6 protein-coding genes are annotated in these 6702 nt (G+C 67.0%); 5 read left to right on the forward strand and 1 reads right to left on the reverse strand.

The features are described 5' to 3' along the window. Positions 1 to 307: 307 nt before the first annotated feature. A complete protein-coding gene (locus EX88_RS0122115) occupies positions 308 to 1834 on the reverse strand; it encodes a fumarate hydratase (RefSeq protein WP_031374154.1) in 1527 nt (508 codons plus the stop codon). Positions 1835 to 2066: 232 nt separating this feature from the next. Between EX88_RS0122115 and EX88_RS0122120 the strand changes: the two genes are divergently transcribed. The 5 genes from EX88_RS0122120 to EX88_RS0122140 all read left to right on the forward strand — a co-directional run bounded on the left by EX88_RS0122120 (position 2067) and on the right by EX88_RS0122140 (position 6629). After that, positions 2067 to 2435, forward strand: coding sequence for a hypothetical protein (locus EX88_RS0122120; RefSeq protein ID WP_031374155.1), 369 nt, complete (start codon positions 2067 to 2069; stop codon positions 2433 to 2435). Between the two features lie 117 nt (positions 2436 to 2552). Then, positions 2553 to 2864, forward strand: coding sequence for an NIPSNAP family protein (locus EX88_RS0122125; RefSeq protein ID WP_031374156.1), 312 nt, complete (start codon positions 2553 to 2555; stop codon positions 2862 to 2864). 36 nt (positions 2865 to 2900) lie between these two features. Beyond that, positions 2901 to 3287, forward strand: a complete 387-nt coding sequence (locus tag EX88_RS0122130) for a RidA family protein (protein WP_031374157.1) — start codon at positions 2901 to 2903, stop codon at positions 3285 to 3287. 133 nt (positions 3288 to 3420) lie between these two features. After that, positions 3421 to 5310 (forward strand): ABC transporter ATP-binding protein, encoded by a 1890-nt coding sequence (locus EX88_RS0122135; RefSeq protein WP_031374158.1) that lies wholly within the window; start codon positions 3421 to 3423, stop codon positions 5308 to 5310. A 128-nt stretch (positions 5311 to 5438) separates the two neighbouring features. Next, entirely contained in the window at positions 5439 to 6629 is a 1191-nt protein-coding gene (locus EX88_RS0122140) for a PQQ-dependent sugar dehydrogenase (RefSeq protein ID WP_031374159.1), read from the forward strand. Positions 6630 to 6702 lie beyond the last annotated feature (73 nt).

A 6702-nucleotide genomic window follows, 5' to 3' on the forward strand; every position in this document is an offset into this window, starting at 1 on the left:
TATGACAAAAGAAAGTAACCCGCCGCTTTAGTGGCGGAAGCTTTTAGCGTTTGATCCTGATCCTGATCCTGCTTGAGCGATACGCCGCGAGACCGAAACAGCGCGGTCGCGGCTCGCGCCGCTCCTACCCTCGCGACAGCTCACGCCTCCGATCAATGACGGAGGCGTTGCGGACTCTGCGCGTCCCGCGGTCGCGGCTCACGCCGCTGCTACAGGGGATGCATGCGAGAAGCCGCATACGACAACGCCCGGCACTGGCCGGGCGCTGCATGGATACGACGGTAACGAGTCAAACGAAACCCCAGGCTTACTCCACCACCACCGGAATCTTGCCGATCCGCGCCTGCCATTCCTTCGGCCCGGTCTTGTGCACCGACTCGCCGGCCGAATCGACCGCGACCGTCACCGGCATGTCCTGCACGGTGAACTCGTAGATCGCTTCCATGCCCAGGTCGGCGAAACCGACCACGCGCGAGGCCTTGATCGCTTTCGACACCAGATAGGCCGCGCCGCCGACCGCCATCAGATACACCGAGCGGTGCTTCTTGATCGACTCGATCGCGACCGGGCCGCGCTCGGCCTTGCCGACCATGCCGAGCAGGCCGGTCTGCGCCAGCACCTGTTCGGTGAACTTGTCCATGCGCGTGGCCGTGGTCGGGCCGGCCGGGCCGACGACCTCGTCGCGCACCGGGTCGACCGGGCCGACGTAATAGATGAAGCGGCCCTTGAAATCGACCGGCAGCGCCTCGCCCTTGTTGAGCATGTCGACCATGCGCTTGTGCGCGGCGTCGCGGCCGGTCAGCAGCTTGCCGTTGAGCAGCAGCACTTCGCCGGGCTTCCAACTGGCGACCTCGTCGGCGGTGACCGTGTCGAGGTCGACACGGCGGCCCTTGGACGAGTCGTAGGTCAACTTCGGCCAGTCCTCCAGCGACGGCGGGTCGAGCGCGACCGGGCCGCTGCCGTCGAGGGTGAAATGGGCGTGGCGGGTGGCCGCGCAGTTCGGGATCATCGCCACCGGCAGGTTGGCGGCGTGGGTCGGGTAATCCTTGACCTTGATGTCGAGCACCGTGGTCAGGCCGCCGAGGCCCTGGGCGCCGATGCCGAGCGCGTTGACCTTCTCGTACAGCTCCAGGCGCAGCTCTTCGGCACGGTTGCTGGCGCCGCGCGCCTGCAGATCGGTGATGTCGATCGGCTCCATCAGCGCTTCCTTGGCCAACAGCATCGCCTTCTCGGCGGTGCCGCCGATGCCGATGCCGAGCATGCCCGGCGGGCACCAGCCCGCGCCCATGGTCGGCACGGTCTTGAGCACCCAGTCGACGATCGAGTCGGACGGGTTGAGCATGGCGAACTTGGACTTGGCCTCGGAACCGCCGCCCTTCGCCGCGACGATCACCTCGACGGTGTTGCCCGGCACGACCTTGACGTTGACCACCGCCGGCGTGTTGTCGCGGGTGTTGCTGCGCTTGCCGGCCGGGTCGGCGAGCACGCTCGCGCGCAGCTTGTTGTCGGGGTGGTTGTAGGCGCGGCGCACGCCTTCGTTGACCATGTCCTCCACGCCCATGGTCGCACCGTCCCAGCGCACGTCCATGCCGATCTCGAGGAACACCGTGACGATGCCGGTGTCCTGGCAGATCGGCCGGTGGCCTTCGGCGCACATGCGCGAATTGATCAGGATCTGCGCGATCGCGTCCTTGGCCGCGGTGCTTTCCTCGCGCTCGTAGGCGGCGGCGAGGTTCTTGATGTAGTCGACCGGGTGGTAGTAGCTGATGTACTGGAGCGCATCGGCGACGGACTGGATCAGGTCGTCCTGGCGGATGACGACAGGTCCGCTCACGGCGGAAACGGCATGGGACTGGGAGGCGGTCACGGCGGGCGTAGGCTGGCGGTGGGGACCGCCATTCTACCCTTCCGGCCCGGCCAGGGCCCTTGCGCGGACGGGCCGGGCGCCGAGGACGCGGCAAAGCCGGCGTCCATCCTGGCCGCAGTGACACCACAAGGCCGACGTCCATCCTGCCCGCCTTGTGCGACTAAGCTGGCGGCTGTTCTGGCCGCCTCCCTGGTCCCTCGTGCCCCATTCGCCCTCGCAACCCCCGCCGGCACCGCAAGCGCCGGCCCACTTCAACCCGGCCCTGCTGATCATCGGCCTGGCGCTTTCCGGGCTCGGCGGCGTCAGCCCCTTGCTGCTGGTGCCGCGGTTCGAGTCGGTGTTCGCAGTCTTCAGCATGGATCTGCCGCTGCTCACCCAGACCTTGATCGACTATCCCTGGCTACTGTGCCCGCTGCCGGCGCTGGTATTGGCGCTGTGGATGCTGTGGCCGAAGCGGCGCCGCGATCTGGTCGCGTTGTTGTTCGGCGGCATCGTCGGCATCGGCGCCGGCGCGCTGGCGGTCATCGCGATGTATCTGCCGATCTTCAGGTTGGCGCAGACACTCTGAGCGAGCGCTCCGAGCGAGGCAGTGCGACCTGCTTCGCGGCTCCGCCACGCCGTCGCTGAAACCCACGCAGCCTCAGGCTACATTGAGCGTCTGCGTTCGCCCCTGGAGCCCTTGCCCGTGATTACCTGCTATCTGCGCTACGTCATCGACCCTTACCAACTCGCCGAGTTCGAGCACTACGGCAAGCTCTGGATTCCCCTGGTCGAAAAATTCGGCGGCCAGCACCACGGTTACTTCATGCCCTCCGAAGGCACCAACAACGTCGCCCTGGCGATGTTCTCGTTCCCCAGCCTGGCTGCGTACGAGGATTACCGCACGCGCTCCTTCGAGGATCCCGATTGCCAGGCCGCCTTCGCCTATGCGCAGGAAAAGCGCTTCATCGTCAGCTACGAGCGCAGCTTCTTCCGCCCCGTATTCAAACCCGACTGAGCCGCAGCCGCCCGGCGGCGCCTGCCCGGAGTGCCCATGCCCGTCATCAGCCACAACCCGCCCGAACTGTTTCCGCCCTATCGCGGCTACAGCCACGCCACCGAAATCCGCGGCGACGCGCGCCTGCTGGTCATCAGCGGGCTCAACGGCTATCTCGCCGATGGCGTCACCCTGCCCGAGTCCTTCGAGGAGCAAGGCGAGCTGATATGGCGCCACATGGGCGTGCTGCTGCGCGCGGCGGGCATGGATTATCGCCACCTGATTTCGTTGCGCACCTACCTGGCCGACCCCGCCGACGACGAGGCCAACGTGCAGTTGCGCCTCAAATACCTCGACGGACACCGCCCGTCCTCGACCGTGGTCTGCTGCCGCCTGCTCGACCCGCGCTGGAAACTGGAAGTGGAAGCGATGGCCGCGGCCTGAGCCGCGCGCTCGTCGCAGCGATCGCGTCGCGACCGCCCCCGCCTCAGCCCTGCACGAAGCGATCCGGGCGCCGCGGCCTCGATCGCCGACCACGCCACATACCGGCGGCCCCGTTCTTGGGCACAATCGCGGCATGAGCACATCCAGTGATGCGAGCCCGTCGCCCCGCCAGGCGCAGGCCGACGGCGGCAAGCCCAGTCTGCGCGAACGTTTCGACGCCTTGCGCAATCTGCGCCCCTTCCTCAAGCAGATCTGGGCGACCAGCCCGGCGCTGACCCTGATCACCCTGGGCCTGCGCCTGATCCGCGCTCTGTTGCCGGTGCTCACCCTGTACGTCGGCAAGCTGATCATCGACGAGGCGGTGCGCCTGGTCGCCGCCGATCCGGGCTTCGATTCGCTGTCCTCGGCCTGGGCCGGCGGCCAGTTGAATACCTTGCTGAGTTTGCTCGCACTCGAATTCGGCCTGGCGATCGGCTCCGACCTGCTCGGGCGCATCGTCGCCTACGGCGATGCGCTGCTGTCGGAACTGTTCACCAACGCCACCAGCGTGCGCCTGATGGAGCACGCGGCCACCCTCGACCTCGAAGACTTCGAAGACCCCGACCTGCAGGACAAGCTCGATCGCGCGCGCCGCCAGACCATGGGCCGCATGAACCTGATGAGCCAGTTGTTCGGCCAGGTCCAGGACACCATCACGGTGGTGAGTTTCGCCATCGGCTTGCTGGTCTATGCGCCGTGGCTGATCCTGCTGCTCGCGGTGGCCCTGATTCCGGCCTTCATCGGCGAGGCGCACTTCAACGCCCTGGGTTACTCGCTCAACTTCGCCTGGACGCCGGAGCGGCGCCAGCTCGAGTACGTGCGCCAGATGGGCGCCAGTGTCGAAACCGCCAAGGAAGTGAAGATCTTCAATCTTCATCGCTTCCTGATCGCGAAGTACCGCGAGCTGGCCGGCAAGTTCTTCAAGGCCAACCGCGCCCTCGCCCGCCGCCGCGCGCTGTGGGGCACGGTGCTGGCCGGGCTCGGCACCCTGGGTTACTACATCGCCTACGGCTACATCGCCTGGCGCACGGTGCGCGGCGATTTCAGCATCGGCGACCTGACCTTCCTCGCCGGCAGCTTCCTGCGCCTGCGCCAGTTGCTCGAAGGATTGCTGATCGGCTTCTCGCAAGTCGCCGGACAAGCCTTGTACCTGGAAGACCTGTTCTCGTTCTTCGAGATCAAGCCGGAGATCGTCTCGCCGGCCGACCCGCTCGCGATCCCGAAGCCGATCCGCCAGGGCTTCGTGTTCGAGAACGTCGGCTTTCGTTATCCCGACGCCGAGCAGTGGGCGCTGCGCGGGCTCGACTTCGAACTGCGCGCCGGCGAAGTGTTGGCCTTGGTCGGCGAGAACGGCGCCGGCAAGACCACCTTGGTGAAATTGTTGGCACGCCTGTACGACCCCGACGAAGGCCGCATCCTGCTCGACGGCCGCGACCTGCGCGATTACGACCTCGACGATCTGCGCGCCAACACCGGAGTGATCTTCCAGGACTTCGTCCGTTATCACCTGACTGCCGGCGAGAACATCAGCGTCGGCCAGATCGATGCGATGGGCGACGCTGCGCGCATCCGCGAAGCGGCGCGGCGCGGCATGGCCGACGAAGTCATCGAGAACCTGCCGCGCGGCTACGACCAGTTGATCGGCCGCCGCTTCAAGACCGGCGTCGACCTGTCCGGCGGGCAATGGCAGAAGATCGCGATCGCGCGCGCCTACATGCGCGATGCGCAGGTGATGATCCTCGACGAACCGACCGCGGCCCTGGATGCGCGCTCGGAGTTCGAGGTGTTCCAGCGCTTCAAGGAACTGTCGGCGGAAAAGACCGCGGTGCTGATCTCGCACCGTTTCTCGAGCGTACGCATGGCCGACCGTATCCTGGTGCTGGCCGAGGGCCGCCTGGAAGCCAGCGGCACCCATGTAGAACTGCTCGCCCAGGGCGGACGCTACGCCGAGCTGTTCGAGCTGCAAGCCGCCGGCTATCGCTGAGCCGGCAGCGGATACCCGCCGGGCGGAACTGTACCGGCGCCTCGTTGTCCCAGTGCGGAGCGGCGGCTATGGTGACTGCGCCGTTGCCGAGCGCACTTCGCTCGCGACCTCACGATCCAGGAGCGCACATGATCCCGATTTTTCATCGCAGCGTCCTTTCCCTCGCCCTGCTGCTGAGCCTGGCGGCCTGCCAGCGCAACCAGGAGGCCGAAGCGGCGACCGCCAAGGCGGCGCCGGCACAACAAGCCACCCACCAGGTCAAGAGCGAACTCGGCGAGCTGCGCGTCACCGAGATCGCCTCCGGGCTCGAACACCCCTGGGCCGTCGCGCTGTTGCCCGACGGCGGCTTCCTGGTCACCGAACGCCCCGGCCGTCTGCGCCGGATCGCCGCCGACGGTGCGATCTCGGCGCCGATCGCGGGCGTGCCGGCGGTCTGGGCCGAAGGCCAGGGCGGCCTGCTCGATGTCGTGCTGTCGCCCGACTTCGCCAGCAGCCAGCGCATCTACCTCAGCTATGCCGAGCCCGGCGACAACGGCAGCGCCGGCACCGCGGTGGCCTCGGCGACGCTCGGCGACGCGGCCTTGGCCGACGTCAAGGTGATCTACCAACAGCAGCCCAAGCTGGTCGGCCCGAATCACTTCGGCTCGCGCCTGGCCTTCGACAAGCAGGGACATATCTTCATCACCCAGGGCGAGCGCCAACAGCGCATGGCCTCGCAGGAGCTCGACAAGCTGCAAGGCAAATTGGTGCGCCTGAACCTCGACGGCAGCGTGCCCGAGGACAACCCCTTCGTCGGCCGCCAGGACGCGCGCCCGGAGATCTGGAGCTACGGCCACCGCAATATGCAGTCGTTGGCTGTCGACCCGCGCACCGGCACCGTCTGGGAAGCCGAGCACGGCCCGCGCGGCGGCGACGAGATCAACCTGCCGCAGCCCGGCAAGAATTACGGCTGGCCGCTGATCACCCACGGCATCGACTACAGCGGGCTGAAGATTTCCGAAGCCGAAGGTAAAGAGAAACCCGGCCTGGAATCGCCCTACCACGTCTGGGAAAAATCCCCGGCCCTGTCGGGCATGGCCTTCTACACCGGCCATGCCGGCTCGCCGTGGAACGACAGCCTGTTCCTGGGCGCCCTGGCCGACGGTAGCCTGATCCGTCTGAGCCTGGACGGCGACAAGATCGTCAAGGAAGAACGTCTGCTCAAGGAGCTCGACTGGCGCATCCGCGACGTGCGGGTGTCGGCGGATGGGAAGGTGTATGTGTTGACCGACGAGAACGAGGGCAAGTTGTTGCGGTTGGAGCCGCCGGCCGGGAAGTGATCGGCGGCGCACGCCGATTGCCGTTGCCGTTGCCGTTGCCGTTGCCGTTGCCGTTGCCGAGATTTTGATCTGC

The organism is Lysobacter antibioticus, assembly GCF_000731095.1.
GTDB lineage: Bacteria > Pseudomonadota > Gammaproteobacteria > Xanthomonadales > Xanthomonadaceae > Lysobacter > Lysobacter antibioticus_B.